Raw genomic sequence first — 26,570 nt, 5'->3', positions numbered from 1 at the left:
TATGAAAGGGGCACTTTATACTTTAAATTACTCATACGTATGAGTATACGAGTTAGGGGGATATTTTAATGAAAGATAAGATTTTGGGAACATTATATGGATTAGCGATTGGTGATGCATTTGGTATGCCATCTGAATTATGGAGCAGGCGCAAGGTAAAAGATTTTTTTGGCAGAATTACTACTTTCCTGGATGGTCCTGCTGAGAATGATGTTGCATGTAACTTTTCAAAAGGACAATTCACAGACGATACAGCTCAGGCATTGCTAATACTTGATGCACTCGATAGAAATAACTTTGAGCCGTCTGACAAACTTATTGCAGAAGCTTTAATTACATGGGCAAACGACACAAATGCTTTTGACAATAATATTCTCGGACCTAGCTCCAAGGCTGCTTTAAATGCGATTAAGGCTGGGGAAGATCCTTCTGTGCATACAAAGAAAGCGTTGACAAACGGAGCTGCGATGAGAATCGCTCCGATCGGCACACTTTTTTCCAGCACACAGCAGACAGAATTAGTAGATTATGTGCGTAAAGTCAGCCGGCCAACTCATGCCAGTGACGTAGCCGTCAGCGGTGCCAGTATGATTGCACATGCGGTTAGCCTGGCAATAGAAGATAAATCCTGGGTTGAAATAATGGAATCAACGATGCGCATTAATGATATTGCTATGAAAGAAGGAGAAGAAACATTCTCTGCATCTATTCCTGAGCGGCTAAAGCTGGGCATGGATTTTGCCGAAACGTATGAAGGCGATGAAGAAGCCTTTGCACAAAGGATCTATGATGTGATAGGCTGTGGCACTGCAACAAGTGAATCTGTTCCAGCCGCATTAGCTATCGCTTATTTTTGTAAAGACCCTCATTATTGTGCCATTTTCAGTGCAAACATCGGAGGAGATACCGACACCATTGGCGCTATGGCAACTGCTATTTGTGGAGCAAAATCCGGATATAAAGCACTCAAGAAGGATTGGATTAACATCATAGATCAAAATAATGATGTGCAGTTACATCATTATGCTGAAATGCTGGAAAAAGAAAAGCAAAATCAGGGGGATGAACATGGAAAATAAAGAGAAAATATTTCTGACGGATGAAGAAAAAACAGGAAAGCCAAAAGATCTATTTTTCATTTGGTTTGCTGCTAACATGGGCATTCTTGGTATTGTATACGGTGCACTCATTATAGGATATGGATTAAGCTTCGTGCAATCAATCCTTGTGGTCATTCTTGGACCATTATCTTTTGCACTTGTCGGTTATGCCAGCCTTGCCGGAAGAGATAGCGGGGCAGTCACGTTTATGCTTTCCAGAGCTGCATACGGTTTTAAAGGGAACCATATACCTGCGCTAATTGGCTGGGGAGGGCAAGTTGGCTGGTTATCTGTAAACGTTTCGACTGGAACATTAACCCTTTTGGCTCTTTTTAGTGCTTTCGGAATAAGCACAAATACATTACTAATCGTGATTAGCTTAGCCATTTTTGCCGGCTTGGTTATTACATCCAGTTTCTTTTCACACGATACGCTTGTATCGATTCAAACATTTTTTACGTATGTTTTCGGCGGACTTACCTTACTGGTTCTTGCTATGCTCATACCTGAAACAGACTGGAATACTCTCTTTTCCATGAGCAGCGGTCCTTGGTTAACTGGCTTCCTGCCTGCCCTTGCGTTTGTGGTTGTTGGGACAGGTTTAACTTGGACAAATGCTGCTGCAGACTATAGCCGCTTCCAAAACAGAAACAGTAAATCTTCTGCCATCATCGGTAATATAACCATCGGTGCATTTATTCCGTTATTTTTTATCATTGCCACAGGAATCTTACTTGCCACATCCGCGCCGGAGTTATCCAGTGCAGAGAACCCGATTTTGCTAATCAGTGAAATTCTGCCTGAGTGGATGACTGTCATTTATCTTTTTGCAGCACTTGGCGGTCTCACACCTATGTGTTTCATTGGGTTGAAATCTTCCAGATTGATTATGAGTACATTTAATTTGGAAATGAAAGACTCCACTGCAATTACGATACATGCGATGATCATTATTTTAATTCCGCTTTATGTACTCGTAGTATCAAGAGATTTCCTTGGCTATTTTGAAGCATTTTTAGGTCTTCTCGGTATTGGTCTGGCTGCCTGGGTTTCCATCTTCCTTGTTGACTATATCTTTTTACGAAGAAAACAAGGCTATGATCCTAGACTGCTGGAAGATGCGAAGTACAATAAAGTAAATGCGGGCGGAGTCGTCAGCTGGTTTGCTGGTGTTATCGTTGGATTGCTTCTAACTTTCTTTGCCAGCTCAAGTTTCGACCTGGTAATAACATTCATTATTAGTGGAACGCTTTATTATATCACGAATGTGCTGCGAAAAACGGATAAGTCTCAGGAGGAGATTTCATGACTGAGCATGAAACAAGTTTTCAAAAAATAAACAGCGGAAAGAAAGCGCTGGTAATAGGCAGTGCTGTCATTGATGTTATTGTCACCATACCATCACTTCCAAAAACTGGAGATGATGTATTTGCCGGAACGCAGGAAGTCATTGTAGGCGGTTGTGCATATAATGTCGGCAACATCCTGAAACAGTTAAATGCATCTTATGATTTGATGATCCCGGTTGGAAATGGATCAAATGCTGCACATATAAAAAAACAGATAGCATTAGATGAGCATGAGCAAATGCTACGTGATATTGACGGAGACAACGGTTGGTGCTTATGTATGGTAGAAGAAAATGGAGAACGTACATTTATGACTGTTCCCGGAATTGAGAATGACTGGCAGGAAGATTGGTTTGAACAAGTAAACATGCATGCGTATGATTATATATATTTATCGGGGTACTCCTTTGAAGGGAATTCCGCAAAAGTATTGCTAAACCAACTGCAAAACAAAAAAGAAGAAACGGATATTATTTTTGATCCATCTCCGCGAGTCAGGGAAATGAATAAAGCACACTTGAACGAACTCTTGGAACTCAGAACCATTTTGCATTGTAATCGAGATGAATTATTAGCACTAAGTGAACAGGATGATGTAGAAGCTGGTGCAAAATTAATGAATAGGAAAACGAACAAACCAGTAGTTGTTACACTTGGCAGTGAAGGGACATTATTTGCAGACAATGGAGCATTAAAACTTTGTAAAGGCAAAAATGCACCTTTGGTTGATACCATCGGGGCCGGTGATACGCATACAGCTGCTTTTATCGCGGCATTACTTGATGGGCAATCTATAGAAACCGCATGTGTATGGGGAAATGATGCCGCTGCGAAAGTGGTGCAGGTACAGGGAGCGGTTGTGGAGCTTTTTTAGGAGTGCGCTTAGAGCATATGCAAATGGTTTCGATCATCAGTTTTTTGATGATCGAAACCATTTTTTACTTCCCGTAGCCTCTAATTCTTCCTACACCTTTACTGACTACGGTACGGACCTACATCCATGCTTTATAAATGACTCCATTGTTAATTATTTATCAAAGAAAATTTTTTTATACTCTTTTCTTCATACTTATAACTATTTTAAATCAGCCTCTTACTTACAGTTAATTATGGATGGATATGATTTTTATATAAAATACGCTCATCCTAAATTGCTTTTATGTCGGGTAAAGAACTGGCGCGTGTCCTATTGTGACCCGCCTCCAGCTCTTCCCCATAAGAACTGCTCGTGAGGTTTTCCCTCAATCAGCTCACCCCGTAATCTTCATCAAAAGGGTTATGAGACCTATCAAATAGTAGACACTTTCATTGGTATCTCCCGGCATTTCCAAGGGGACGAACTTTCCAGTCCCAATATAGTCCCAGTATGCCATAGAGGTAGCCATTACTCCATCTCTGCCATCCGATGCTACGCTTTCTCCTTCGTTTTCTTCTTGTAAGCAGGGTTCTCACTTTCACCTCTGTATAGTCACGTATTTTACTGAAAGCACGACTGGAGTTTCCGACACGAAAGTAGTTGACCCATCCGGCAAGGATTCGATTGATTTGTTTGACGATATCCTCCGCCGGTTTCGCTCCTCCGTTTTGAATAACTTCTCGAATTTTTGCTTTCAGTGCCGTACGTGCTTTCTTTCTTGGTGTCATCATGATGAAATACCTTGTTCTTTTTCGGTTTGGAACTCGCCTTCGGTCAAAACCCAGAAAGGCAAATGATTCTCCCTTCAAGGTATTAACCATCCGCGTTTTCTCCACGTTAACTTCCACTCCCAAAGGTTCGAGGTTCTCTCAGAGTCGCTGAAGGGCTAAATCTGCCCATCCCGTTTACTGGAATGACCGCTCACCGTAATCACTATATCATCGGCAAACCGATGATAGTTCACCGCCTCACAGTTGCCTTCCGCTGTTTTGCGTCGGATGGCACCAAACGCCCAGTCCACCTCATTCAGGTAGATATTTGCAGCTAATGGAGAAAATGGTCCACCATGCGGTAAACTTTCAATTTCTTCTAGCTGCGCAAAAAGTAATAATTTTAGGAATGACTCTGTCGTTAATTTTTTCGTAATAGTAATCTAATTTCATCGTTTTCACATATTCTTCCAATAATTGAAATTTGGTGAAAACCATTGCCCAAATGAAGTATTTATATTACTGTGTCCCTGTTTTAAAGTCTAACGAATAGATTACTACCATTACTAAAAGTATTTTTTTCGAAACATCATTCCCTATTTTACTACTGCACCGGTTCATATACGACAATTATAACGCCGTGACTCTTTACATGGTTAATGACATCCTGGATAACTGACTGTCCAAAGTTATCGGCACCGGTCTTCATGGTCAATCTATAGATCCATCTCCACTACTTTAGGGTTTCGTTCTAAAATCATATCTGCTATGCGCTTCTTACAGGTAGCGTTTGTATCAACAATAGCCTAAATTATGTTGTTGGGAATTCCTTTGAAGTTAGCTAACATCAGCTTGGTGTCTCCTTTGGTAGGCAATAGCCGCCGCTATAGCCATTAGGTTGCCGGTACATCGCTTGGTATCGGTTCATACACTTTAAGGTTGTTTGAACTACTCACCATACTTTTCATTAGTTCAAATAATAAAGTTCAGCATATAATCAGCGGCACTACATACATATCCTCCCCCCCCCATTTAAAGACACATTAAAGACATTTTCTTTATTTCCCTAACCCAATATAATGAATTTAATAAGTTTTTTGATCTTTAAAATATAGGAGGGATTATATGCAACAGCCTGAAAGGAATTATTCGACAAGTAATGAAAACGTTAACAAAGGAGGTGGTTTAAGAAGACTGCTGAAAATGCTTGGCCCAGCACTTATTACTTCCGCTTTAGTATTAGGACCAGGCAGCCTAACCCTAGCCTCCACTATAGGTACCGGATTCGGATATCAATTAGTATGGCTTGTAGTTGTGGCAGTTATCTTCATGGGAATTTACACAGAAATGAGTACAAGAATAGGTATTGCATCTAATATCAGTTTCATTCAAGTCATTAAAAATAAATGGGGAAGATGGGGATCTCTTATGATAGGGATTGGGGCATTTTTAGTAACAGCATCTTTCCAAGCTGGTAATTCCATTGGAATTGGTGTAGCGTCTTCAGCCATTCTTGGATTTACTCCGGCATTTTGGGTGGCAGCCTTTACTATATTTGGTGCACTTCTTCTCTTTGCAAAAGATTTCTACAACGTATTAGAAAAATTAATGCTAGTACTAGTTGGACTAATGTTACTTTCATTCTTTGTTACTGTTATTTTAGCCAAACCATCCATAGGATCAATCGCAACTGGATTAGTCCCAACTATCCCTGACGGTTCAATAGGCTTAGTAATAGGTTTTACTGCAACATGCTTTTCCATCGTTGGTGCAAGTTATCAATCCTATCTTGTTCAAGAAAAAGGATGGACACGAGAAGTGGCTAAAGATGGAGTGAAGGAGTCTTACCTGGGGATTTTTCTATTAGGTTTTATTTCCTTTTTAGTAATGATAGCTGCAGCAGCAATTCTAAGACCAGCAGGCATTGAAATCAATTCTATAGAAGATATGGGATTAGCTTTAGAACCACTATATGGTACATGGGCAACAACATTATTTATGTTAGGGTTATTTGGAGCAGCATTTTCATCTCTATTAGGAAATGCCACAATTGGTGGATCTATGATCTCGGACAGCCTTGGCTTTGGCAGTAATTTAAAAAATAAAAAAGTAAAAATAGCTATCATTGCCGTCATGTTATTTGGTTCCATTATTGCCATTATTTTTGGTAGGGCTCCAGTTAATTTAATCATTTTTGCACAAGCCATAACCATCGTCGCTGTACCGTTTATTGCCATTGCATTACTGGTAGTGGCAAATGATGAAAAAATAATGGGTGATTTAAAAAATACGTTATTAAAAAATATTATAGCCATTATCGGTTTAATAGTATTAATCCTATTAGCCATAAACAACATTAGAAATATTTTTCTATAAAATAACTTCGAGGTGATTACATGCAGAATTTAGAAATGTTAGAAGAAATAATGACGAAACCTTCCTCCTCCTTAATTGAGGATGTTAAAAAAATATCAGGGGACATCTTGTTATTGGGTGTAGGGGGGAAAATGGGACCAACTATGGCTAAACTAGCTAAACGGGCAATTAATGCCGCAGGGTTAGACAAAAAAGTAATAGGTGTTTCTCGCTTTTCATCGGGCAATTTACGAGAAGAATTAGAAGCAAGTGGAATTGAAACTATTGCAGCTGACTTATTAAACGATGAAGAACTTCAAGGATTACCTGAAATTGAAAATGTAATCTTTATGGCTGGAAAAAAATTTGGAACGACCGGTAATGAACATGCAACCTGGGGCATGAATACTTATTTACCAGGACGTGTTGCAGAGAAGTATTCCAATTCTAATATTGTCGTTTTCTCTTCAGGGAACATCTATCCTTTTGTGGATGTCACCACGGCTGGCTGTACAGAGCGAACACCAACACAACCGGTTGGGGAATATGCTCAGTCTTGTTTAGGAAGGGAACGTATTTTCACCTATTTTTCTAAAAAGAACAATACTCCAATTCTTCTATACCGTTTGAACTATGCTATTGATATGCGATATGGGGTGCTATTAGAAATTGCTAAACAAGTTTTTCAAGGAAAGCCGGTAGATTTAACAACTGGACATGTCAATGTGATTTGGCAAGGCGATGCAAACGAATATGCACTTCGCTCGCTATTACATTGTTCAACAGAACCTGAAATTTTAAATATTACAGGCCCGGAAACTATTTCCGTTCGCTGGTTGGCAGAAGAATTTGGTCGACAATTTGGTAAGGAGATAACTTTTAAAAACAATGAAGCACCAAGTGCACTACTTAACAATGCAGGTAAAGCTCATAAACTATTTAGTTATCCAAGTGTTACCCTTCAAGAGATGATTGAATGGACAGCCGTCTGGTTACAGAACGATGGTGAAGTTATTGAAAAACCAACTCACTTCCAAGAAAGACAAGGAGCGTTTTAAATGTTAAAAGGAGAAATAAATAGCTTGTTAATGGAGGGTACGGTTATCCCTGCTCACCCTCTAGCCCTAACGGAAGATAGACAATTAGATGAAAGAAGTCAACGGGCATTAACAAATTACTACATGGATGCAGGTACAGGAGGGATTGCAGTTGGCGTGCATACCACTCAGTTTGAAATCCGGGATCCAGCGTTTAATCTATTCGAAAAAGTATTAACATTAGCTGCTGAAGAAGTAGATAAAAAACAACTAACTCACCCTTTCATCAAGATTGCAGGTATTTGTGGTCATACAGAACAAGCTATATATGAAGCAACCTTTGCCAAAAATTTAGGCTATGATTTAGGCCTCTTAAGCTTTCGCGGATTAAACCATTTAACTGAGGAAGAATTATTGAACCATGCAAAACAAATATCAGAAATTATTCCGATTTTTGGGTTTTACTTGCAGCCTGCAGTTGGAGGAAGAGAACTTAGCTTCTATTTCTGGAAAAGATTTGCTGATATCCCAAACGTCCATGCCATAAAGATGGCTCCATTCGATCGATACCGTACATTAGATGTAGTAAGAGCAGTATGTCATTCTGAACGTCATGAGAACATTGCACTTTATACCGGAAATGACGATAATATTATAGTAGATCTAATTGCTAATTATGAAATCAATGTTAACGGCAAAATAGTAAACAAACATATTGTGGGCGGATTACTTGGGCATTGGGCAGTTTGGACTAAAGAGGCAGTGGAACAGTTTAAAGAAATTAAAGAAACGCTTAAAGCCAATGGTGATCCATCAAAATTTTTTCCATTGTCGCATCAAGTAACTGATACGAATGCAGCATTCTTTGATGTAAAAAATAATTTTAAAGGTTGTATTGCTGGAATAAACGAAGTATTAGCTCGCCAAGGTCTTATTCAAGGTAACTGGTGTCTACTGGATAAAGAAAAGCTTAGCCTCGGACAATCTGAAGAAATTGACAGGATTTATCAAGAATATCCTCATCTGCATGATGATGAATTTGTTTCAAATAATTTAAAAAAATGGTTGAAATAGATTATAAAAAAGGAAGCACTGAATATGGGTGTTTCCTTATTTTCTACAGGAGTTGAGACGATGATCAGAATTGGAATAATAGGACCAACTTGGATCAATAAACAAATTAAACAATCTATCAATATGTTTCCCAATTTTAAACCTACCTATAAAACTTCTAACAATATATATGATGCTCCACGATTCACACAAGAACTTAAATATAAGTGTGAGGTATTATTATTTTCCGGTTATATCCCATATTCCATTTCAAAAGAACATATCCCAACGAACCTTCCAGCACATTTTATACCGGTAAAAGGAGCTTCCTTATATCGTACTCTATATAAGCTGCAAAAAAAAGTGGAAACTATCTCAAATCTATCAATTGATACATTGTCACACTATGAAATTGATCGAATTAATAATGAGTTGGATGAATCTATTACAAGCATCCAATCCAACTCAAAGTTATCATTAGCAAATACAGAAGAAATTTTGTCTTTTCACGAGCGTTGTTATGTTGACAAACAAACAGATTGTGCGCTTACAGGCTTGAAAATAGTCTCCGAAAAATTAACAGATAAAGGCATCCCCAATGAATGGATTGTACCAACAAAAGAGGATATTATTGTCACGCTTGAAAGAGCCCTTTTAGCAACAGAGCAACGGAGAAAACTGGAATCGCAAATAGTATTTGGGATTCTACGCATTGATAATCTGGAGGAGTTAAAACGCAGGAGCATTTCCGAACAAAGCATTCAACGTCTTCACTTAGATATTCAAAAAAAGATTCTGGATTTTGTAGAAATTATCGAGGGATACATGACTATTATAAATGGAAATGAATATATGTTTGTAACAACAAGAGGAACCTTTGAAAGATTGACACAAGGGTATAAATATTTCCCTCTCATTACCGACTTGAAAAGAGAACAAGGGTTAAAAGCATCTGTTGGAATAGGCTTTGGAGTATCAGCTAACGAAGCTGGTTCCCATGCACGTATTGCCCTTGGTCAGGCAATTGATTTTGGTGGAGAAAAATGCTTTATAGTAAAAGAAGATCGCAGTGTAATTGGCCCTATTGAAAAAGAAGCACCACTTACCTATCCACTTAACATCATAGATCAAGAGTGGCAAATAAAGGCTGAAAAAGCATCTGTATCCCCTTATTATTTACGGAAAATAATATCTATTATTCATCGACAAAGTAAGGATACATTCACAGCACAAGAACTAGCCGCATCATTATCAATTACATCTCGAAGTGCCCATAGAATTCTTTTGTCATGGCTGGATGCTAATATCGTTGAAATTGTAGGCACCGAAAAGCTCCGGTCTAAAGGCAGACCACGTCAAGTTTATAAATTGTTAATAGGGGATGATTAGTATGTCTTTAAAAATAGGAATGATTGGATTAGATACATCCCATGTAGAAATTTTCACAAAGCTTCTATATGAAAATCCTTCTTTATACGATCAAGCTAGAATTGTAATCGGAAGTCCCAGTCCATCACCAGACCTAGATTTAAGTGCTAATAGAGTGAACGGTTATACCCATTTACTAAAAAATGAATATGATGTAACTATTACAACATCAGAAGAAGAAGTTGTATCTGAATCAGATTCTATTATGATAACCTCTGTTGATGGAAGAAAACACCTGGATCTGTTCAAGCGAATAGCGCCCTTTAAAAAACCCGTATTTATTGATAAACCTCTAGCATTATCATTAAAAGAAGCTGAAGAAATTTACAATCTAAGCGAGAAATATAATACACCAGTTATGAGTTCTTCATCATTAAGATTTGCCGATTCATTACAAAAACATTTCCCAAAAACGAAAGAAGTTCCTAACGGTGTCTATATAAGCGGACCATTACCCTTTGTAGATGAAATGCCATATTATTATTGGTACGGTATTCACATGATTGAAATGCTATTTAAAATAATGGGAACAGATTATAAAGATATCTCCATTCAAAAGAATGAAAATTTTGATGTAATCATTACGGAGTGGAACGATGGACGATTTGGGATTGTTCGTGGCGATCACAACTGGCATGATAAATTTGAAGCCTTCCTTCATTATGAGGATGGAACCGTACATCTACCTATCTATCAAGACCAAAAAACTTATTATGCATGTCTATTAGAACAGATTATTCATTTCTTTGAGACTGGAATAAGCCCCGTCTCAAAAAATGAGACATTGACGCTTGTGAAATTTATTGAAGAAGCTAATAAACTGAGGATGGTGGGAGTTTAAACTACTCCCAGCTTAAGTAAAGAAGTGTACGGTGTACATTTATAATGATACCATCCTGGTTCAGTGGTATTAGTTTAACTAATGACAATGACCGGTAACCATTTTTTCGGATGTCGTGCCGGAGTAAATGCAGCCACACAGATAAAAGTACAAATTTGAATGTACTACAGTTCTAGCCAACCCATAGTTATTTGAATATTAGGATTTGTTTAAACAACTGTCTATCATATGAACATCTTGGGTAAGAATATTGGTTATCAAACTATGTAATTATGTGAATTAAGGTGTAAGCGTAAAATGGTCCACACCTACTTCAAGGTGTGGGCTAATGTTATGCTTTATTTAGATTTATTACGAATGCAGCATTCCTCTGGGAGTGAGGTTGACCATGGCAGAAGCTGAGCTAATTTCTCTTTATCTGTAGTATTCATGTAGGGAGTTCCTCAAACAAATACCTAAGGTAGTTGAATGGATTTAATCCATTTCCCTTGGCTGCTTCCACAACACTATAGAAAATCACACTGGATCTAGCTCCTCTTGCGGTATTGCCAAACAGCCAATTTTTTCTTCCTCTTATAAATGAATTGATGGATCGTTCTGCGCGATTATTATCCATCTCCAGACGGCCATTCTTTGCTTCCAAACGCTCCAACTGGTTACGACAATATTTAATAGCTTTGCCAAGTGCACTTTTGGGCAATACTCTTAGGGTTTGTTCACGAAGCTATGCTAAAAAAGTATCCAGCACAGGCTGACTCGTTCCAAGCAATTCTAAAATGCTGCTTCCTCCTACTTAAACCTACTCAATGAAAAAGCAGATATATCTAAAGCAGAAAAACCATCTAACATTAATTGACTAAGAATTTCTCCAATTACACTGCCAAATTCAAATCTATGACCAGAAAAGCCACAAGCAACAAAAATATTATTATTACTTGGTAAACGATCGATTATAATATCTCCATCAGGTGAGTTTGTGTACGTACATACCCTACCTAATTTATGGATTCCAAGATGAGAAAAGTGTTTCTGTGTAAAATTTAATACATCATGTTTATATATTGGATATGACCCAAACGCTTCCAAGGGATTTGCTGCATCTACAGGTATGTCCCCATCATGTCTTCCGATTTTTATCCCTGCATTATCTATACTCGGAAAACCGTAATACGTTTGATTTCCATCATCATAACTCCATGCAGGAAAAACGGTAGAATTATAGATGTTTTCATTTGAGTTGAACCAAGAAAAAGTTTTTCTAATTGGTGTTAAAGGAAGTTCTAAACTTAATAATGACAATATCTTATTTGTTCCTTTTCCTGCAGTAATTAACATATTATCAGCGGATATTTTTTTATCATTAAAACTAACCTCTACTATTGAATCTTTCACATCTATTTTCTCTACTTTTGTGTCACTATATAATATTGCGTCATTTTTAAGAGTAAGTTCACGGTAAGCCATTATTGCTTCCTCACTTAATAAGACACCTGAGGTACTTTCAAAACAACCAATTAAATTGTCATGTAAATCAAAGCCTTGCCATCTTTCATTTACTTCTTTCGCTGATAAAATTTCGACAGGAAGAGAAAATTTATTAGCAGAAGCGATAACATTTTGTAAAAAATCAGAATCCCTCGTATCAATATTTAATATGCCGGTATTATAAAAAACTTTTATTTGAGCCTGTTCTTCTAGACCAGCCACAATTCGCTCGCAAAGCCATAGAAACATAGATTCCCCCTTCTCCGTAAGCGTGACGAATAATACGAGTATCCCCATGGTGTGAGGCTTCACTATGAGGTGGATCATGAGCATCAATTAAAGCCACTTTCTCCCCTCTTTTTTTTCCTGCAGACATATCTGCAGTACCAGCCCCAATTATAATAACATCATAGTTCATAACACTCACCTCTATTTCATTTTTCAGGATTAAAAACCCCATCACGATCGCTTGGCACCTTAATTCTGTTTCCATGTTTCTGGACTCTCACCCTAGTTAAAGTTTACACCTATGTAGCACTTACTAAAACGCCAACCCTTAAAGTAGGCGTTTTTTATGTTAGGGAATATCTTTTAATGCTTTTTCAATTATAAGTTTTCCTTCATTTCCCACATTTTCGTATGGTCCCAGGGAAGCACTTTGTATATCAAAACCTCTGAACTTAAGTCCCTCTTTTATAACAGATAGTATTTGATAATCCTGATTATATATCTTAGTCAGTTGAATGATCCGTCGATTATATATTTTTATTTTTTCTAAATCATTGGAATTAAAAGCCTCGTACAATCCTACAAATAATTTCGGAGCAACATTACCTGTACCAATAATTCCTCCATCTCCCCCAAAAAATAAAGTACTAATTAGATGCTCATCGTATCCACACAAAACAGAGAAGTGCGTAAATTCAGATTTCACTTGAGAAATAATATCTTTTATATGAGAAACGTTGTTGACTGTATCTTTAATTCCAACGATATTGGAGTTTCTCTCTGCCAATGTTTTTATTAAAGAAGGAGAAAGATTCTGACCGGTCCTGTCCGGAAAATTATATAACATCATCGGAATGCTAACACTATTAGCTATGGAATCAAAATAATTTAAGAGCTCTAAGTCAGTTAATTTAAAGTAGTAAGGATTTATAGCTACAATACCATCTCCTTCTACCTTTTCTACAAAATTACTTAAATGAATAGATTCAGTAATTGTATTACTGCCAACCCCTATTAGTACAGGTACTCTTTTATCCACATAATTTACTACAAACTCAGTAACTTCTTCTTTCATTCTTAAGCTCATCTGACTAAATTCACCAATGCTTCCCAGAAAGAAAAGACCATCTACCTTGGAATCAATTAAATAATCAATTATTTGTTTGGCTGCATCATGGTCGAATTTTCCTTCTTTATCTACTGGTGTTATCACAGGGGGAATAATCCCAGAAAGAGTACGCATTTCCTCATCTCCTTAATCAAAATACTAAATTCACTAAATAATTAAATTCCTTGGAAAGAATTTCTACAATTTTTTGCCCGGTCTCTTTATTTGCTATAGAAGGTTTACCAATTTGGCCACCTTCACTATATTTTTTAAAAGGTTTATATACGCTAATTTTATTTGGTGCAAACATATCTACATTATGAAACGAATTAGCAGGCAGCATTACATCTTTAATAGAATCTTTTCTCACATCTTTTTCAGCAAAATAATATTTTAGTGAAGTTTCCAATTCTCCCGCATGTGCCATTCCATTTAAAGGTGACTTTCTCACCGCATCTATTTCATCGCTGAGTAAATCCCAGTAAGTAAAATAAACCATAGAAATATCCTTATACTTAAATTGGATTTCATCCAAAATAGTTTTTAATATAGCAGTGTTACCGCCATGACCATTTAATAGTATAATTTTATTTATATTGTGATTTAATAAGCTTTCAACGATGTCAGTAATAATATAAACCATGGTTTTTTGTCTAATACTGATCGTACCGCAAAAGTCCAGATGATGGTGAGAAAAGCCCATCCAAACAGTTGGTGTGATTAATATGTCTTGTGCACAGTTTTTCGCTAGATACCTTGCAACTCTCTCGACTAGATCCATATCAGTATCTAGTGGTAAATGAGCACCATGCTGCTCAAGTGCACCGATTGGAATGATGGTTACAGGATCCCTTTTATGAATATAACCCTGCAGTTCATAAGTAGTGTAATCACTTAATAAATACTTATCCAAGTTCATCAAACCCTACTTTTAATACCTCATTAATTCGTTGCTCATCCATATTAGAACCACTTCCTATCAAAACTGTCTTTATATCGGTTTTCACTTTATTTTCTAAGATGCTGGCTAAGGTGACCGCCCCTGATCCTTCAACTAATAACTTTCCCAAGAACAAAAAATCTTTTATAGCTTGGTCAATTGTATCCTCTTTTACTGTTACAATATCATCTACCCAATGATTGATCATATTGAACAGATACTTTTCAGGCTGTTTTAATGAAAGACCATCGGCAATAGTATTCGAATTTTTTATTTTAACAAGTTCTCCTTTTTTCCAGCTTTTATAATAAGCATTAGAACGCTCTGGTTGTACTCCTATTATTTTAGTATCTGGCTTTAATGACTTGATTGCGATTGCGATGCCAGATATTAGGCCACCTCCACCTATAGGAACAAGTACTTGTTCTATATCCGGCATCTCCTCTAATATTTCTAAGCCAATCGTACCCTGGCCTGCAACAATTTCACAATCTGCAACAGGGTGGATATAATAATAATTCTTTTCATTTGATATTTTTTCTGCTTGTTTATAAGCTTCATCGTAATTTTCACCGTGTAAAATGACTTCTGCGCCTAATTTCTCACAGGTGGAAATTTTAATTTGGGGAGTTTTTTCAGATACTACTACGGAAGAATTCACACCAAGAAGAAGGCTTGAATATGCCAACCCAATAGCATGGTTTCCTGCTGAAGCAGTAATATAATGATTAAACAAACCTTCTTCCATTGCTTTTAAAATCTTATTTAACGCTCCTCTTACTTTAAACGAACCAGTAGGTTGTAATCCTTCTGGTTTAATATAAATGGGAAAGCCATACTTCATATTTAAAATTTCTGATGTAACAATTTTTGTCGAAATATCCGTTTTGTTTTTAATTCTTATATCTGCTTTTCTAATATCATTAATTGTAGGAATTTTTAAGTTCTGTCCCAACATGTTAAGTACCCTCCTAGATTAGTCGGTTAAGCTCCTCCATAGTAGGCTTAATAATAGGGATGGAAGAACTTCCCTTAACATTATTCATGTCTTTTAGTCCATGCCCCGTTAGTAACAGTGTAACTGAAGCGTTTCTTATATTTTCCAATTTTAAAAACTTCTCAAATCCGGCAAGTGAAGCAGCACCAGAAGGTTCAACGAATATCCCTTCATCTTTAGCAATATGTTCTTGTGCTTCTAGAATTTCTTCATCAGTAACACTTAAACAGGATCCATTTGATTTTCGGATAATGTTCAACGTAAAAGTTCCATCTTTGGCATATCCCCTTAATCCGTCCCCAATACCACCAGCAATGGTTCTTGGAGCATGTTCGGAAATAACATATTCTTCATTGTGTTCAAAAGCTGTTGCAATTGGTGAACATCCTTCTGCCTGAATACCAACCATCTTTGGAATAGGGTCAGTTTTTCCATATACCTTCTTTAATTCCTTAAAACCTTTATAAACACCAACTAACAATGGTCCTGCACCGATAGGAACAACTACATAATCTGGCCATTTTTCTAATTGCTGACCAATTTCATAGGCTACACCTTTATCACCCTCCCATGTATAAGGGTTAATAAAAGTTGTAGTTAAGTTATATACATCTCCCTCTTTACTATAATTTAGAGCTAATTTAAAACTATTACTATAAGGTCCTTTAACTTTAATAATATTTGCACCATAAAATTGAGATTGTTTTACTTTCTCGTCCGGGGTATTTTCCGGAACTAAAATGGTTGAACTCAAGCCAAATTTAGCGGAATATGCAGCAACGGATGCAGCCCCATTTCCACTGGAAGCAACAATTACTTTTTTATAACCAAACTCTAAAGCTTTTTTTATACCTGCAGCAACCGGTCTGTCTTTAAAAGAACCTGTTGGATTCATAAATTCACATTTTCCAAAAACGTTATTGTCTTTTAATCGAGCAGAGGTTTTCTCAAGATGTAATAAAGGCGTATTCCCTTCTCCAAGAAGATTCTCTGTTTTTTCATCGTGAAAAATATATGCTTGTTTCATTCCTGTTTGTGAAGGCTCTGTTAGCCTTGTATACTCAACTTCCATTATTCCACTACATGACGGACAATGATATATAGGCCTTGCATCAAAACTTTTATTACAATCAGTACAACGTAAAAAGTAATTCAAAGACATATTATCAAACCTTTATTTTTTTAATAGACTCATACAAATTTCAATAAATAATTTCCCAGCTGTGACCACTTCAGCTTTGTAAACGCGTTCGTTGACAACATGAGCCTGACTTAAGGACCCGGGACCAAAAATAATGGTAGGAATTCCTTTATTTACTGAGAAAAACGGTGCCTCACAAGTGGCTTCAAATGACTTAATTTTAACCTGATCATTATATATTTTTGTAATATCATACATTGACTTCACAAAACTATGATCTTTATCAATTATACTAGCAGGCAAAAAAGTATAGTTTTCCAGTTCGAAATCCACTTTTCCTTCTTTTATCAGCAGTTCTTTGTACTCATCGTATACATCTTCCTTTTTTTCATCCGGAAGTAACCTTCTGTCTATTTCAACAGTACACTCATCGGGAATAATGTTTCCGGCTGTACCTCCACGCACAGTGGTAACATTACTTAATGCACTCCCTAAAAAATCATTTGTTCTTTCCTTTTTTATTTTTCTCCCCCACTCAAATAATGAGGGTAACAAGCTATTCATTTTCTCAATCGCATTATCTGGCTCATCTACATAGCATGCATGACCAGCAGTTCCCTTGGTTTTCAAATAATATCGCGCTGTTCCCCGGTGTCCAATTGCAATATCCAGCTCAGTCGGTTCACTTATTATGGCATAATCCGCAGTAATATCCTCTTTTAAAAATTGCTTCATTCCTAAATTACTAATTTCCTCATCGGCATTAAAAAACAGAATGAGTTTACCATTTTTCGGAAATCCGGTTCTCTTTAAACAAACAGCAGCATATAACATAGAAGCCACCCCGGCTTTCATATCCGATGTACCTCTTCCATAAATATATTCATTTTCATCTTCGTTCGCGCTAAAGGGATCATACTTCCAACCTTTTCCTGCCGGTACTGTATCAATATGACCATTATATAGTAGTGTTTTTCCTTCTCTTTCTCCTTCTAATATTGCATAGACATTTGGTCTATGCTGGTCAACATAAACCAGTCTATTTTTAATTCCCTCATCATTTAATATATCTTGAATTTTTTTTGCGATTTTTTCTTCATAATCTCCTGGATTTTCACTTGGAGTTTGAATAAGCTCTTTGAAAATTTTTATTTGCTCTAGTTCATCAAATTCGTCTACGGGTTTTTTTTTAGTTTGGTTTATCATATTAGGAAGTCTCCCTTTTAATAATTTCTGCCTCTTGCATCCACTTTCATAGTTCTTAATTCTTTCCCATCATCTAAAAATACTTGGTTAAATAAATTCGGAACAACACATGCGTGGTTGGGAATTATTTCTACCTCATCACCAATTTCCAAATCTTCTTCATTAGGGTCATATTCAATAAAACCATGTTCTTCATTCAACTTTGTAATTTTCACATTTGGTCTATTATATATATAACCATATGCATTTCCTTTTAAGGGCTGATCATTGGTTAACGCTTTTGAGCCAGCATCTATAGTCGCTTTTCCAGGTATGGGCTTGCTTATAACTTTTGCTACAACTTTAAGCGCACAATGTTTAGGCTCAACTATTCCTAAATGGACTGCATTCATATCGAAAAAGATATAATTGCCCGCTCTGGATTCTGTAATACCTTCAAGTTGCTCTGCTTTCATGGACGAGACAGTCGAGCCTCCAGACAAAATATCCACTTTAATACCATTTTTCTCTAGTTTTTCCTTTTCCCTTAATAGAATAGAAGCTTCTTCTTTCGTATGCTTTGAATGTAGACTGTTTTCATATTGATAAATATGACCATAGTAAGTAAAAAAACCTTTAAAAGTTAACCAAGAGTTATTTATAACTCCCTTTACAAAATGCAATACATCCTCAGACTGGATACCTTCTCGATGACCTCCACTATCCACATCTACAAGAACTTTCAGGGGACGATTAAGCCGCTCTCCCACCCTACTTAATCCATCTAATCCGGCTTTGCTATCTACAATTGTCATAAATTCAAAATCATAGTTTTTTAGAACACTATAAAGCTTATCCCTATTTCCATCTCCAATTAAAGGCATAGCTAAAAGGATATTACTTATACCCCCTTTAACCATGACCTCCAGTTCGGATAGGGAAGCGCAGGAAACTCCTGTCGCTCCAGAATCCAGTTGTAGCTTAGCTAATTCAACACTTTTATGAGGCTTTATATGTGGCCGGTGACTTATATTGTATTTTTTTAGATGTTCAATCATAGATTGAATATTGGATTTCACCTTATTCAAATCGATTTTCACATACGGTGTAATCATATAAATTAACGCTCCTCCTTAGAACAATAAGCTTGGAATCCATAATGTTAATTCTGGTATAAATGTGATCAACAATACTACAGCGATTCCCGTTAGACCATAAGGTAACAGATCTTTTATAGTATCTTCCATTTCCACTTTTGCTAAATGCAAAGAGATAAACAATGTTGTACCAACCGGTGGAGTAAATAACCCTAACGCTAAGGTGACCAACATAACTAGTGAGAATTGAATTGGGTCCATTCCCATACCTATAATAATAGGGAAAAATATTGGAATGAATATAAATAAGTTTGGAACTAAATCCATAACCATTCCGAATACAAACATAATTAGCACCATAATTATTAGTAGGATCCAATTTGGCAAACCGGAACCAAGGAGTACATTGGAAATTAATTGTGGGATTCCTTCATTAATTAATACCCAGGTAAAAATAGATGCAGCACAAACAATGATCATTACCGAAGCTGTAGAATACACACTATCTCTTAAAGCCGCTAAAAATTCCCTCCATTTTAGTGAACGATAAACAAAAAAAGCGATAATAGCTGCATAAATTGCGGCTACTGCAGACGCTTCAGTTGCTGTTGCTACACCAAGAACAATTACAGCTATTAAAACTAATGGTAACAATAGTGCCCAGAGAGCGTTTACAAATGATAAAACAATTTCCTTAACAGTAGTTTTTTCACCCTTCGGATATCCTCTTCTAATTGCTATAATGATAGTAACAGCCAAGTATGTAAAACCTATAAGGAATCCAGGAATAATACCTGCCAAAAACATTTCCGCCACTGAAAGATTTGCTAACCAGGCAAGAATAATCATTGTACTGCTCGGAGGTATAATAATACCTACTACAGAACTCGATGCATTGATAGCGGCTGAAAAAGAGGCATGATAGCCTTTTTTCTTCATTTCCGGTATCAACACACTCCCTACTGAAGCTGCATCAGCTACAGATGAACCGGAAACACCTGCCATTCCCATACTTGTTACAACTGATACACATCCTAATCCACCCGGCAGCCTTCTCACTAAAGAGTCTGCTACATTAATTAATCGTTGAGCTATTCCGCCGTATACCATTAAGTTTCCAGCTAGTACAAAAAAAGGGACTGCTAAAAAAGCGAAAGACTGCGTATTAGAGAAGAACCTTTGTGCTACTGTAGAAAGTGGAATTCCTTCTATTAATATGAAGGCAATGGATGAAGCTCCCATTGCAAAAGCTATTGGTGTTCCTAATATGATAAGAAGGAAAAAGCTAATAATCATTAACCAAATCATCGATTTCATCCTCCTCCCTATCTTTATTTAATATAATTTGAACAATTTGTACAGCTATTACAATGGAAGTACCAACAAACGCAGCAACCATTGAAAAGTATAACCAGAACCTTGAAATGTTAATGATTGGCTCTAATATATTTGCTACGTCCAGGGACAATCTATAGCTTGAAAACAACATTAATAATGAGAAAAAAAGCATAACTAACTTATTGAATAATTTAACCCCTTTTTTAGCTTTAAAAGGAAGTTTATTCAGAAAGAAATTAACGGAGATATGCTCGTTGTTTCTAGTTGCACCAATAATAGCCAAAAATACCATCCAGGGGAACACTACGCCTGTTAAAGGGGTTACAAAGATTAAAGAAACATTAAATACAGCCCTGCTGAGAACCTCAAAAGCAACAAGTAATGTTAAAATCACTAACAGTATATTAGATATTCCGGTTAAAACTTTAAATACCCCATCAGTTATCAGTCTCAATTTTGATGACATTTTTAAACCTCTCCTTATTGGAAACCCAACTTTGGCCGAATAAGTTATATTCAGCCAAAGTGTGACCAGATTTTAATTACCTCTATAATCATCTAAAAATTCTTGGGTTTGCACAATAATATCTTCACCTACAAATTCATGAAAAGCTTCATAGTCTATCGCATTTTGAAAAGCTCCCAATTCCGGATCTGTAACTATTTCTTCAAATTCACCTTCCAAAGTAGACAGCATTTCTTCATCCATTTGTTGTGTATATTCTCTAGAAGCCTGTTGAGCTTCTTCCGCTGCACTTAGCACAACTTCCTGCAGTTCCGAATCTAAACTATTAAATAAGTCGTCGTTCATTATAAAATTGACATGATAATAAAAGTGGTTTGTTAGAGTTAAATAATCTTGTACCTCATGAATATTATTTTCATAAATGGCATCCAAAGGGTTGAATTGGCCATCAATAACGCCTTGTTGTAAACCCATATAGACCTCTGTAAATGCCATCGTGGATACACTTGCACCCAGCTGAGAAAATGCTTCAATGGAGGTTGGTTCCTCAGGGCTTCTTATTTGAACTCCAGCCAGATCTTCCGGCTTATTGATTGGTCCTACATTATTTGTTATTTGAGCAAATCCAAGGTCTGTATGAGCAAGAACTTTAAAACCTTGTTCTTCTGCCAACCCCTGTAATTCGTCACCTATCTCTCCATCAAGAACAGCATATGCTTCATCGAAGTTTTCTACCATAAAAGGTAAGGCTAGCACAGAATACTCTGGAATATAATTTTGCATACCTCCTCCACCAGCTAATTGCATTGCCAATGCTCCGGAATTAACTTGTTCCAGCATTTCTGCTTCTGAACCAAGTGTTTCACCTGCATAAATGCTTATTGAAACACGTCCACCTGTTTCTTCCTCTACAATTTCCTTAAAAGTTTCTGCAGCTACTCCTCTTACAGAGTCTTCTGTAGTATTAAAGCCTATATTCCACTCATAAGTTTCCCCGGTATCTCCTGAACCTTGTTCATCCCCATTAGTTTCGCTTGACTCATCCCCACATGCAGCTAAGACAAATGAAAGTAACGCAAACAACAAAATTTTCACAAATTTTTTCATCAGAAACCCTCCTTCATTCCCCAATAAGGAACATCGTTCTATTAATTGTGTATAAATTTTATCTTTAAGTTATTAAATAAATCAATAGTTACATTAATCTTCCAATTCAACAATCATTTCAATCTCTACTGGTGTGTTAAACGGTAATTCATTGGAAGCTAATGCACTTCTGGCATGTTTTCCCTTTTCCCCTAGCACTTTATCCAATAATTCAGAAGCCCCATTAATAACATAAGGCTGCTCAACAAAGCCTGGTGCAGAATTGACAAAAGCCAATACTTTTACAACTTGTTTTATCTTGTTTAAATCTCCTACTTCTTCATGTAAGACAGCTAAACAGTTAATCATTGCCTGCTTAGAGGCCTCATATCCTTGCTCTATTGAAAGGTCACTTCCAACTTTTCCTTCATATAATAGTTTCCCCTCCTTTCTACAGTCTTGTCCAGAGGTATATACTAGATTTCCAAATCTTTTCGCAGGAACATAAACTGCAGCAGGTTTAGGTGCTTCCGGCAATTGAATACCTGCTTGTTCTAACTTTTTATAGACACTCATATAATCCGCCTCCTATAAGAAAATTTTGATAATATTGATTCTATGATTAGTCATCTCCTAACCCATACTTTTGAAAAATAAACCTAAAATTAAAGTAACGTTTATTTTCTTCAAGTTTATTTATAAAATTAGAACATTTACCCAGTGTATCCCATTTTCATCGATATTTTTTTACTGGTATCAAGCACTAATTCTACCAATTCAGATGTTATACGTTCTAATTGCATTCTGTTTTCAGGACCTGAAATACTAAATGCGGCGATTACTTTACCGCTAAAATCATATATTGGAGCCGCTACGCAGCGTATACCTTCTTCATTTTCAATATCATCAATCTCATACCCCAATTTTCTAATATCATGTAACCTTTTAAACAAAATTTCTTCGTCTGTAATAGTACGATGTGTTTTTGCTGGCATCCCTTTTTCCGTGATAATTGTTCGCACCTGTTCATCAGTCATTCCCGATAAAATCACCTTGCCCACACCAGTACTATGCATCATTCCTCTTTTTCCAATTCGTGAATGCATTCTTATTGTCTGGTCACTCTCAAATTTATCAATATAAACAACTTCTCCATTTTCTTGAATACACAAATGGACTACTTCATTAATTTGTTTACCCAGCTCCTCAAGATCATTTTTTGCGATGGACCTTATATTCATATCCTCTAGCATTAAACTTGATAATTCTATAATTTTCATACCTAAAGTATAATTCTTCGTTTCTTCATCTTGTACAACAAACCCTCTATTCATAAGTGTTGTCAATAACCTATGTGTTGTACTTTTAGCTACATGCAATTGATTGGCCAACTCTGTTATCCCCATACCTTTGGGGCTTATCGATAATTTTTCCAAAATAATTAATGAACGTTCTACTGATTGAATATTTGCCAATTGAATCCCCTTCCAAATACATGATTATCAACTTCACCCTAATCATACAATAATTAACTTAAAATGATTAATATTTCACCACAAAATATTAAAGGGGATCTTTTTGAATTATAAATTCTTTACAATGTAAACTATTTTTTAATTAATAGTTTTTCACAATATAACTTTTGATTCGACTAATAGCTTCTTCTAATTCTTCTTTCCCGCTTGCAAACGATAGTCTCAAGAACCCTTCGCCCATTTCACCAAAAGCTGAACCAGGAACGGTGGCTACACCTGCATTTTCAAGCAATTCTATTGCAAAATCCTCAGAGGACTTAGAAAATGATTTAATGTTTGCAAATGCATAGAAAGCGCCTTCTGTTTTCATACAAGAAATCCCGGGTACATCATTTAATCCATCATAAACAAGTTGGCGCTTCCACGAATAATCTTTAACCATATTTTCGATTATAGTCTGTGGACCTGTAATCGCTTCAATAGCTGCTTTTTGTATAAATCCCGGAACACAGGAAGCTATTCCTTCTTGTAATTTCGGCATTATTGATATCACTTTTTCATTTCCTATAACAAACCCAACTCTCCAGCCTGTCATCGCATATGTTTTAGACAAGCTGTTTATCACTAGCACCTGATCCCTTACTTCCGGAATTTCCGCTATACTAAAGTGTGGTTTTCCATCATATATTATTTTGTCATAAACCTCATCCGAGATGACATACAAGTTATATTTTTGTACTATTTTTGCGAGTTCTCTGATTTCTCTTTCATCCAACACTGCTCCTAAAGGGTTGCTTGGAGAGTTTAATATAAGTACTTTCGTATTGGAAGTTATTGCATTTTCCACATCTTTTGCCTGCAACTTAAATTTATTTTCTTCAAAAACCGGAACAGGCACAGCTTTAGCACCAAGCATATGGATTTGCCCCATATAATTCGGATAGCCCGGATCAGCGATTAGTAATTCATCTCCCGGATTAACCGTGGCGTATAAAGCTAATAATATTGCCTCCATTCCGCCAAAAGTAACCATCACTTGATCTTTACTTATTTTACTTTTTAAGTTCTCTGAATATCTTTCTGTAATAACCCCTCTTAATTCATCAATGCCTGCATTTGAAGTATATTTCGTATGCCCTTGATCAATGGCAATTTTAGCTTCTTCTTTGATATGATCAGGGGTCTCAAAGTCTGGTTCTCCAACTGTAAGTTTAATCACTCCTTCATAATCATTTGCTAATTCAAACATTTTACGGATGACAGAAGCAGGATAGTTTTTAGCTGCATCTGACAATTGCAAGCTCATCACTTCCCCTCCTTTTCTTTTTTAAAATTATTAAACTGGCGAACAAATTCCCTTGCCTTCATCTCGATACTTTGCAGAAAATCAGGCTCATTTTTATGGTGTAAATTAACTAGTGAGCTACCTACACCAACTGCTGTTGCACCGGCTCTAAAATATTCCTGAAGGTTATTTACATCAATACCTCCGGTCGGAACAAGAGGTACATGAGATAATGGTCCTTTTACGTCTTTTAAATAACTTGCTCCTAGAGATTTTATCGGGAAAACCTTAACTGCATTTGCACCATTTTCATAAGCCTTTAAAATTTCTGTAGGTGTTAGAGCACCTGGTATGCTAACTAAACCATATCTCTTCGTCATCCGAATTGTTTCCACATTTACTGTAGGTGAAAAAATAAACTGCGCTCCTGAGATAATCGCTGTACGTGCTGTTTCAGGGTCTAATACTGTTCCTGCCCCTATTACCACTGACTTTTGAAATTTAGATTTTATATTTTCAATGATGGAAATAGCGTTTGGAGTCTCCATCGTAATTTCTAATACACTTACACCGTTATTAACTAAGACTTCGGCTATATCAATCGCATTACCGGAATCCAGATTTCTTAAGACAGCGATAATCCCCGTTTCTTTAATTTGTACAAATGTATCCATGATCTTTCTCCTTACTATATTATCTGCTAACGTCCTCTCTCTTGTCTGACAAAAATTCATGTATTTCCTGCTTATCAGGCAATCCTTCTACATCTCCATGTTGGGTTATAACAAAAGCACCTATTAAGTTACCTCTTTTAACAGCTTTTTCTGTAGAAAGTTTATCAATCAATCCGGAAAGGAATCCTGCAGCAAAGCCGTCTCCCGCACCTACTGGGTCAATTACACTCTCTACTTTATAACCCTCTATATGCATAAAATTTTCATCCGACATCAAATAGGCCCCATCTTTTCCTGCTTTTACTACCACTGTAGAGATACCTAAATTTGTAAAATACTCACAGATTCTTTTGGGTTCTTCATATCCAGTTAAAAACTCCCCTTCTTTTAATCCAGGCAGGAAAAGATCTGACTGTGCTGCAATTTGCAATAAAATATCTCTCGCTTTATCCTCTTCCCATAATTGTTTTCTTAAGTTCGGATCGAACACAATTTTAACTCCATGAGACTTAGCTATGGAAATTGCTTCCATAACCATTTCATAACAATTATTGCTTAAAGCGGGTGTAATACCTGTAAGATGAAGAAATTTAGCACGGGAAATGTAACTTTCATCAAGCACATTTTTATCCATTTCACTTGCAGCAGATCCCTTTCGATAATAATGAACCCGTACATCATTTGGCCTTCTTAATTCTTTAAAGTAAATTCCAGTAGATGTTTTTTGATCAAATTGTACTCTGCTGACATCGACCCCCTCTCCACGGATAACAGAAAGAATATATTTTCCAAACTCGTCATCCCCCAAACGGCTAATCCATCCTACTCTATGATTTAATCGGGCTAACCCTATAGCAACATTGCTTTCAGCACCACCTATTCTCATCGTAAAGTTATTGGTATATTTAATTTTGGTATTAGTAGAAAATAAAGCCATTGTTTCACCAATTGTTACTACATCCAATTCATATCCTCCTCTTAAACAAGGTATGTTCCTTATAAAGGAACGCTGTTCCTTTAATGTGATATTAAAAAAACGCTTGAGATAGCGAATTTAATTATTTGAGTATTTCTATTTTTTATTAATGTAAACGATTTAATACAGTTTGTCAATCTATTTTTGTAATAAGATTTGTATTACGATATCTTTTGGTTCATTGTAAAATGAAATGCAACAGCTAAATAAATAGAAAGCCATCGTGAAACCACGTATAATTAAGGTTGACAAAAACACAAACCATACGGAGGTAATTCACGATGACTCAAAACCATTCTA

At 36.4% G+C, this 26,570-nt stretch carries 24 protein-coding genes and 2 pseudogenes; 8 read left to right on the top strand and 18 right to left on the bottom strand.

What is annotated here, in order from left to right:
- The first annotated feature begins 68 nt into the window (after window positions 1-68).
- From ACDX78_RS11725 to ACDX78_RS11715, 3 genes are read left to right on the top strand one after another with little or no spacing between them, the layout of a single operon-like run.
- Entirely contained in the window at window positions 69-1,079 is a 1,011-nt protein-coding gene (locus ACDX78_RS11725) for an ADP-ribosylglycohydrolase family protein (RefSeq protein ID WP_486028081.1), read from the top strand.
- Window positions 1,069-2,409 (top strand): purine-cytosine permease family protein, encoded by a 1,341-nt coding sequence (locus tag ACDX78_RS11720; protein ID WP_486028079.1) that lies wholly within the window; start codon window positions 1,069-1,071, stop codon window positions 2,407-2,409. Before ACDX78_RS11725 ends, ACDX78_RS11720 begins: the two co-directional genes overlap by 11 nt.
- Complete coding sequence (locus tag ACDX78_RS11715; protein WP_486028077.1) at window positions 2,406-3,323, top strand: PfkB family carbohydrate kinase; 918 nt, start codon at window positions 2,406-2,408, stop codon at window positions 3,321-3,323. The genes ACDX78_RS11720 and ACDX78_RS11715 overlap by 4 nt, the downstream gene beginning before the upstream one ends.
- Before the next feature lie 434 nt (window positions 3,324-3,757).
- Here the strand turns inward: ACDX78_RS11715 and ACDX78_RS11710 are convergent.
- Window positions 3,758-4,593: pseudogene (locus ACDX78_RS11710) on the bottom strand (DUF4372 domain-containing protein); the annotation flags it as partial.
- Window positions 4,594-5,200: 607 nt separating this feature from the next.
- On the opposite strand from ACDX78_RS11710, the gene ACDX78_RS11705 reads away from it, so the two are divergent.
- Genes ACDX78_RS11705 through ACDX78_RS11685 form a run of 5 tightly spaced genes read left to right on the top strand, consistent with a single transcriptional unit; the run spans window position 5,201 to window position 10,789 of the window.
- Window positions 5,201-6,451: an Nramp family divalent metal transporter gene (locus ACDX78_RS11705; RefSeq protein ID WP_486028075.1), complete on the top strand. Its 1,251-nt coding sequence runs from the start codon at window positions 5,201-5,203 to the stop codon at window positions 6,449-6,451.
- A gap of 20 nt (window positions 6,452-6,471) precedes the next feature.
- Window positions 6,472-7,488, top strand: a complete 1,017-nt coding sequence (locus tag ACDX78_RS11700) for an NAD-dependent epimerase/dehydratase family protein (RefSeq protein ID WP_486028073.1) — start codon at window positions 6,472-6,474, stop codon at window positions 7,486-7,488.
- Window positions 7,489-8,541 (top strand): dihydrodipicolinate synthase family protein, encoded by a 1,053-nt coding sequence (locus tag ACDX78_RS11695; RefSeq protein WP_486028071.1) that lies wholly within the window; start codon window positions 7,489-7,491, stop codon window positions 8,539-8,541.
- 60 nt (window positions 8,542-8,601) lie between these two features.
- Complete coding sequence (locus ACDX78_RS11690; protein ID WP_486028069.1) at window positions 8,602-9,909, top strand: hypothetical protein; 1,308 nt, start codon at window positions 8,602-8,604, stop codon at window positions 9,907-9,909.
- Window position 9,910: 1 nt separating this feature from the next.
- A complete protein-coding gene (locus ACDX78_RS11685) occupies window positions 9,911-10,789 on the top strand; it encodes a Gfo/Idh/MocA family oxidoreductase (RefSeq protein WP_486028068.1) in 879 nt (292 codons plus the stop codon).
- Between the two features lie 338 nt (window positions 10,790-11,127).
- Here the strand turns inward: ACDX78_RS11685 and ACDX78_RS11680 are convergent.
- From ACDX78_RS11680 to ACDX78_RS11600, 17 genes and pseudogenes are all read right to left on the bottom strand, one after another.
- A pseudogene (locus ACDX78_RS11680) lies at window positions 11,128-11,546 on the bottom strand (IS66 family transposase); the annotation flags it as partial.
- A 32-nt stretch (window positions 11,547-11,578) separates the two neighbouring features.
- Window positions 11,579-12,523 carry an N-methyl-L-tryptophan oxidase gene (solA, locus tag ACDX78_RS11675; RefSeq protein ID WP_486028066.1) on the bottom strand — a complete coding sequence of 315 codons (945 nt, stop codon included), beginning with the start codon at window positions 12,521-12,523 and terminating at the stop codon, window positions 11,579-11,581.
- Window positions 12,453-12,767 carry a hypothetical protein gene (locus ACDX78_RS11670; protein ID WP_486028064.1) on the bottom strand — a complete coding sequence of 105 codons (315 nt, stop codon included), beginning with the start codon at window positions 12,765-12,767 and terminating at the stop codon, window positions 12,453-12,455. Before ACDX78_RS11670 ends, solA begins: the two co-directional genes overlap by 71 nt.
- An 84-nt stretch (window positions 12,768-12,851) precedes the next feature.
- Window positions 12,852-13,745 carry a dihydrodipicolinate synthase family protein gene (locus tag ACDX78_RS11665; protein ID WP_486028062.1) on the bottom strand — a complete coding sequence of 298 codons (894 nt, stop codon included), beginning with the start codon at window positions 13,743-13,745 and terminating at the stop codon, window positions 12,852-12,854.
- A gap of 16 nt (window positions 13,746-13,761) precedes the next feature.
- Window positions 13,762-14,523, bottom strand: a complete 762-nt coding sequence (locus ACDX78_RS11660; protein WP_486028060.1) for a creatininase family protein — start codon at window positions 14,521-14,523, stop codon at window positions 13,762-13,764.
- Window positions 14,516-15,508 carry a threonine/serine dehydratase family protein gene (locus ACDX78_RS11655; protein WP_486028058.1) on the bottom strand — a complete coding sequence of 331 codons (993 nt, stop codon included), beginning with the start codon at window positions 15,506-15,508 and terminating at the stop codon, window positions 14,516-14,518. The genes ACDX78_RS11660 and ACDX78_RS11655 overlap by 8 nt, the downstream gene beginning before the upstream one ends.
- Before the next feature lie 13 nt (window positions 15,509-15,521).
- Window positions 15,522-16,574 carry a threonine synthase gene (thrC, locus tag ACDX78_RS11650; protein WP_486028057.1) on the bottom strand — a complete coding sequence of 351 codons (1,053 nt, stop codon included), beginning with the start codon at window positions 16,572-16,574 and terminating at the stop codon, window positions 15,522-15,524.
- Window positions 16,575-16,721: 147 nt separating this feature from the next.
- Window positions 16,722-17,894, bottom strand: a complete 1,173-nt coding sequence (locus ACDX78_RS11645) for a M20 family metallopeptidase (RefSeq protein WP_486028055.1) — start codon at window positions 17,892-17,894, stop codon at window positions 16,722-16,724.
- A 17-nt stretch (window positions 17,895-17,911) separates the two neighbouring features.
- Window positions 17,912-18,988: an alanine racemase gene (locus ACDX78_RS11640; RefSeq protein WP_486028053.1), complete on the bottom strand. Its 1,077-nt coding sequence runs from the start codon at window positions 18,986-18,988 to the stop codon at window positions 17,912-17,914.
- Window positions 18,989-19,006: 18 nt separating this feature from the next.
- Window positions 19,007-20,278, bottom strand: a complete 1,272-nt coding sequence (locus ACDX78_RS11635; RefSeq protein WP_486028051.1) for a TRAP transporter large permease — start codon at window positions 20,276-20,278, stop codon at window positions 19,007-19,009.
- The gene (locus ACDX78_RS11630) at window positions 20,256-20,774 is read right to left on the bottom strand and encodes a TRAP transporter small permease (RefSeq protein WP_486028049.1); all 519 of its coding nucleotides are present in this window, start codon (window positions 20,772-20,774) and stop codon (window positions 20,256-20,258) included. The genes ACDX78_RS11635 and ACDX78_RS11630 overlap by 23 nt, the downstream gene beginning before the upstream one ends.
- Before the next feature lie 72 nt (window positions 20,775-20,846).
- Window positions 20,847-21,881: a TRAP transporter substrate-binding protein gene (locus ACDX78_RS11625; RefSeq protein ID WP_486028047.1), complete on the bottom strand. Its 1,035-nt coding sequence runs from the start codon at window positions 21,879-21,881 to the stop codon at window positions 20,847-20,849.
- A gap of 93 nt (window positions 21,882-21,974) precedes the next feature.
- The gene (locus tag ACDX78_RS11620; RefSeq protein ID WP_486028045.1) at window positions 21,975-22,436 is read right to left on the bottom strand and encodes a RidA family protein; all 462 of its coding nucleotides are present in this window, start codon (window positions 22,434-22,436) and stop codon (window positions 21,975-21,977) included.
- A 137-nt stretch (window positions 22,437-22,573) separates the two neighbouring features.
- On the bottom strand, window positions 22,574-23,335 hold the full coding sequence (locus ACDX78_RS11615; RefSeq protein ID WP_486028043.1) for an IclR family transcriptional regulator: 762 nt from the start codon (window positions 23,333-23,335) through the stop codon (window positions 22,574-22,576).
- Window positions 23,336-23,477: 142 nt separating this feature from the next.
- Window positions 23,478-24,641 carry a pyridoxal phosphate-dependent aminotransferase gene (locus ACDX78_RS11610; RefSeq protein WP_486028041.1) on the bottom strand — a complete coding sequence of 388 codons (1,164 nt, stop codon included), beginning with the start codon at window positions 24,639-24,641 and terminating at the stop codon, window positions 23,478-23,480.
- Window positions 24,641-25,294, bottom strand: a complete 654-nt coding sequence (locus ACDX78_RS11605; RefSeq protein WP_486028039.1) for a bifunctional 4-hydroxy-2-oxoglutarate aldolase/2-dehydro-3-deoxy-phosphogluconate aldolase — start codon at window positions 25,292-25,294, stop codon at window positions 24,641-24,643. The genes ACDX78_RS11610 and ACDX78_RS11605 overlap by 1 nt, the downstream gene beginning before the upstream one ends.
- A 19-nt stretch (window positions 25,295-25,313) precedes the next feature.
- Window positions 25,314-26,258: a sugar kinase gene (locus ACDX78_RS11600; RefSeq protein ID WP_486028037.1), complete on the bottom strand. Its 945-nt coding sequence runs from the start codon at window positions 26,256-26,258 to the stop codon at window positions 25,314-25,316.
- Between the last annotated feature and the right edge of the window lie 312 nt (window positions 26,259-26,570).

This window comes from Virgibacillus oceani (genome assembly GCF_041521345.1).
Lineage (GTDB): Bacteria > Bacillota > Bacilli > Bacillales > Amphibacillaceae > Virgibacillus_N > Virgibacillus_N oceani_A.
The sequence above is the reverse complement of the archived record's forward strand: the minus strand, read 5'-3'. Positions and strand labels throughout refer to the sequence as shown.

What these genes read in the sequence shown, in the direction of transcription:
- ACDX78_RS11610 (WP_486028041.1), bottom strand. Translation starts at nt 24,641, where the DNA reads ATGAGCTTGCAATTGTCAGATGCAGCTAAAAACTATCCTGCTTCTGTC.
- ACDX78_RS11645 (WP_486028055.1), bottom strand. Translation starts at nt 17,894, where the DNA reads ATGATAAACCAAACTAAAAAAAAACCCGTAGACGAATTTGATGAACTA.
- ACDX78_RS11690 (WP_486028069.1), top strand. Translation starts at nt 8,602, where the DNA reads ATGATCAGAATTGGAATAATAGGACCAACTTGGATCAATAAACAAATT.
- ACDX78_RS11705 (WP_486028075.1), top strand. Translation starts at nt 5,201, where the DNA reads ATGCAACAGCCTGAAAGGAATTATTCGACAAGTAATGAAAACGTTAAC.
- ACDX78_RS11695 (WP_486028071.1), top strand. Translation starts at nt 7,489, where the DNA reads ATGTTAAAAGGAGAAATAAATAGCTTGTTAATGGAGGGTACGGTTATC.
- ACDX78_RS11625 (WP_486028047.1), bottom strand. Translation starts at nt 21,881, where the DNA reads ATGAAAAAATTTGTGAAAATTTTGTTGTTTGCGTTACTTTCATTTGTC.
- ACDX78_RS11665 (WP_486028062.1), bottom strand. Translation starts at nt 13,745, where the DNA reads ATGCGTACTCTTTCTGGGATTATTCCCCCTGTGATAACACCAGTAGAT.
- ACDX78_RS11685 (WP_486028068.1), top strand. Translation starts at nt 9,911, where the DNA reads ATGTCTTTAAAAATAGGAATGATTGGATTAGATACATCCCATGTAGAA.
- ACDX78_RS11605 (WP_486028039.1), bottom strand. Translation starts at nt 25,294, where the DNA reads ATGGATACATTTGTACAAATTAAAGAAACGGGGATTATCGCTGTCTTA.
- ACDX78_RS11655 (WP_486028058.1), bottom strand. Translation starts at nt 15,508, where the DNA reads ATGTTGGGACAGAACTTAAAAATTCCTACAATTAATGATATTAGAAAA.
- ACDX78_RS11715 (WP_486028077.1), top strand. Translation starts at nt 2,406, where the DNA reads ATGACTGAGCATGAAACAAGTTTTCAAAAAATAAACAGCGGAAAGAAA.
- ACDX78_RS11725 (WP_486028081.1), top strand. Translation starts at nt 69, where the DNA reads ATGAAAGATAAGATTTTGGGAACATTATATGGATTAGCGATTGGTGAT.
- ACDX78_RS11720 (WP_486028079.1), top strand. Translation starts at nt 1,069, where the DNA reads ATGGAAAATAAAGAGAAAATATTTCTGACGGATGAAGAAAAAACAGGA.
- ACDX78_RS11670 (WP_486028064.1), bottom strand. Translation starts at nt 12,767, where the DNA reads ATGGAAACAGAATTAAGGTGCCAAGCGATCGTGATGGGGTTTTTAATC.
- ACDX78_RS11630 (WP_486028049.1), bottom strand. Translation starts at nt 20,774, where the DNA reads ATGTCATCAAAATTGAGACTGATAACTGATGGGGTATTTAAAGTTTTA.
- ACDX78_RS11700 (WP_486028073.1), top strand. Translation starts at nt 6,472, where the DNA reads ATGCAGAATTTAGAAATGTTAGAAGAAATAATGACGAAACCTTCCTCC.
- ACDX78_RS11620 (WP_486028045.1), bottom strand. Translation starts at nt 22,436, where the DNA reads ATGAGTGTCTATAAAAAGTTAGAACAAGCAGGTATTCAATTGCCGGAA.
- thrC (WP_486028057.1), bottom strand. Translation starts at nt 16,574, where the DNA reads ATGAAACAAGCATATATTTTTCACGATGAAAAAACAGAGAATCTTCTT.
- ACDX78_RS11640 (WP_486028053.1), bottom strand. Translation starts at nt 18,988, where the DNA reads ATGATTACACCGTATGTGAAAATCGATTTGAATAAGGTGAAATCCAAT.
- ACDX78_RS11635 (WP_486028051.1), bottom strand. Translation starts at nt 20,278, where the DNA reads ATGATTTGGTTAATGATTATTAGCTTTTTCCTTCTTATCATATTAGGA.
- solA (WP_486028066.1), bottom strand. Translation starts at nt 12,523, where the DNA reads ATGTTTCTATGGCTTTGCGAGCGAATTGTGGCTGGTCTAGAAGAACAG.